The organism is Longimicrobium sp., assembly GCF_036554565.1.
Lineage (GTDB): Bacteria > Gemmatimonadota > Gemmatimonadetes > Longimicrobiales > Longimicrobiaceae > Longimicrobium.
In genome coordinates this window covers 1-2,727 of record NZ_DATBNB010000552.1, presented here as the reverse complement: position 1 = coordinate 2,727, position 2,727 = coordinate 1, and the positions used below count along the sequence as shown (strand labels likewise).

Below are 2,727 nucleotides of genomic sequence, written 5' to 3'. Positions count from 1 at the left end.
CCCTGCAGGGGCTCAAGCGCATTCACCTGGAAGACGTGCGCTTCGAGGACGGCTTCTACACCGCCCGCGTGCGCGCCGTGGAGGAGACGCAGCTCTCCCCCGACGCGGCCGAGCCCGTGGTGGAGCGCATCCTCACCACCGTCGCCGGCCTTTCGGCCAAGGTGGACCGCGTGCCCGACGAGGTGCCGCGCATCCTGCGCATGAACCTGGGCGACCCCGGCCGCTTCGCCGACCTGGCGGCCACCCTGTGCAACCTGCGGCTTCCGGACCGCGACGCCGTCCTGCAGGAGCTGGACGTGGCGCGGCGGCTGGCGCTGGTGCTCCGCAGCGTGGAGCAGGCGTGGGACCGCGCCCGCGAGGTGGAGGCGGCCGTGGCGCCGGGCGAGGCGGCCGCGGAGGGCGAGGGGCAGCCGCGCTCCACCCGCGACCGCACCGCCGACATCCGCAAGCGCATCCAGGCGCTGCAGGCCGAGCTGGGCGAGGTGGACCCAGTCGAACGCGAGGCCGACGAGATGCTGCGCCGGCTGGAGATGGCGCGCCTCCCCTCGCGCCCCGCCGCCGTCGCCCGGCGCGAGGCCGAGCGGCTGCGGTCCACCAGCACCACGGCCCAGGAGGCCGCGGAAATCCGCACCTACCTGGAGGCGCTGATCTCCATCCCCTGGAACAAGCGGGCGGGGGACGGACGCATCGACCTGGCGGCCGTGGAAGAGGCGTTCGCGCAGGAGCACCTGGGGATGGACGAGGGAAAGCAGCGCCTGCTCGAGGTGCTGGCCGTCGCCGCCCTGCGGGGCGACCTGCGCGGCCCCATCCCCTGCATCGTCGGCCCGCCGGGGGTGGGAAAGCGCACGCTGGCGATGGCCATCGGCCGGGCCCTGGAGCGCCCCGTGGTGCGGCTGGAGCTGGGTGGACGCGGCGCGGCGCAGCTGTTCGGAACCCGGCGCACCCGCACGGGCGCGCAGATCGGCAAGGTCATGCAGCTGATCGCCGACGCGGGGGTCAAGAATCCCGTGTTCCTGCTGGAGGAGCTGGACGAGATCGGGCTGGGGAACGTGGAGGGCGATCCGGTGGAGGCGATGGAGGAGATGCTGGACAACGACAACCGCGATGCCTTTTCCGACCTGTACCTGGACGTGCCCTTCGACCTCTCGGAGACGTTCTTCATCGGCTCGGCGGGCGACTTCTACCGCATCCCGCGCGACCTGCGCGACCACTTCATCGAGATCCGCATCGCCGGCTACACGCCCGAGGAAAAGATCGCCATCGCCCGTGACTGGCTGCTCCCCCGCATCGTCGAGGAGCACGGGCTGAAGGCGGGCGAGGTAGAGATCTCCGACGAGACGCTGCTCTTCCTGACCCGTGGGTACGCGCGCGACGCGGGCGTCGGCAACCTGCGCCGGTCGCTGTCGGCCATCCTGCGCTTCATCGCCCGGCAGAAGGCCGACGGAGAGGCCGCTCACTGGACGGTGACGCGCGAAACGATCGAGGCGGTGCTCGGGTTTCCGCAATGGTCCACCACCCCGGCAGAGATCCGCCCGGAGGTGGGGGTGGTCACCGGCCTGGCGTGGACGGCCTCGGGGGGCGAGCTGATGTTCATCGAGGCGCTGAAGATGCCCGGCACGGGGCGCCTGGTGATCACCGGCCTCCTGGGTGACGTAATGCGAGAGTCGGTGAACGCGGCCTTCAGCTACGTGCGGTCCCGGGCGGAGGAGCTGGGCATACCGCGCGACACCTTCAGCGAGTACGACATCCACGTGCACTTTCCCGTGGGCGCCACCCCGAAGGACGGTCCCAGCGCCGGCGCCGCCGTCACGCTGGCCCTGGCGTCGTCCCTCTCCGACCGCCCCGTGCGGCATGACCAGGCCATGACGGGCGAGGTGACGCTGCGCGGAAAGATCATGGAGATCGGCGGCGTCAAGGAAAAGGTGCTGGCGGCGTACCGGGCGGGGATCACCGAGGTGATCCTTCCCGCGGGGAACGAGCGCGACCTGCGCGACGTTCCCCCCGACGTGAGGGGCCGCATGACGTTCCACAAGGTGGAGCGGATGGACCAGGTGTTCGACCTGGCGCTGCTGGGCGAGCCGCGCCGCGGCCCGCGCGCGGAGGTGGAGGGCGAGGCGCCCCACGCTTCGCGCCTTCCCGAGCGCCAGGCCGCGCGCGACGCCGAACGGTAGCACGAACCCGATCCGCCACGAAAAAAGCGAGGGAGCGGGCCCGTGCGGACCCGCTCCCTCGCCGGTGTTCAGGCCCCGTCGACGGATCAGGAGCCCGAGCCCAGGGTTCCGCCACCGCGGTTGGTGGTGTCGGCCACCGGGGGCGGCGGGGGCGCGTCGTCCATGGAGGCGGCCTCCGGGAGTGCGACGGGGGCGGTGGGGGCGGTGTCGCCGCATGCGGCGGCGGCGAGCAGCAGGGCGGCGAGAAGGGTTCCGCGGATCATGATGGCTCCTATACAGGGGGTTCGCGCCGGCCCGGCCCCCGCATTCGCGCGGGCCGGGAAGGTCGGCGCGCCCCCACTCTAGCCCGCCGCCCGCACGCGTTCCGCACGCATCTCGCACGGGCGGTGACGCGATCCGCACGGGCCCCGCACGCGGCCCGCACAAGCAATCTCCTCGGCGTTCAGGAGCGTTCCTAAGAGGCCAGCGGTGTGAAAAACGCAGGAATCGTCTGGAGAAGTTCATTGCGCCAGAGCGTACTAAATGGGATAATTTCCGTATTCTTGGGGATCATGGC

General features: G+C 71.7%; 2 protein-coding genes. One reads left to right on the top strand and one right to left on the bottom strand.

What is annotated here, in order from left to right; translation table 11 throughout:
• On the top strand, positions 1 to 2,171 hold a 2,171-nt coding region (locus VIB55_RS15190), incomplete at its 5' end, for a S16 family serine protease (protein ID WP_331877507.1).
• Positions 2,172 to 2,257: 86 nt separating this feature from the next.
• Here the strand turns inward: VIB55_RS15190 and VIB55_RS15185 are convergent.
• The gene (locus VIB55_RS15185) at positions 2,258 to 2,434 is read right to left on the bottom strand and encodes a hypothetical protein (RefSeq protein WP_331877506.1); all 177 of its coding nucleotides are present in this window, start codon (positions 2,432 to 2,434) and stop codon (positions 2,258 to 2,260) included.
• Between the last annotated feature and the right edge of the window lie 293 nt (positions 2,435 to 2,727).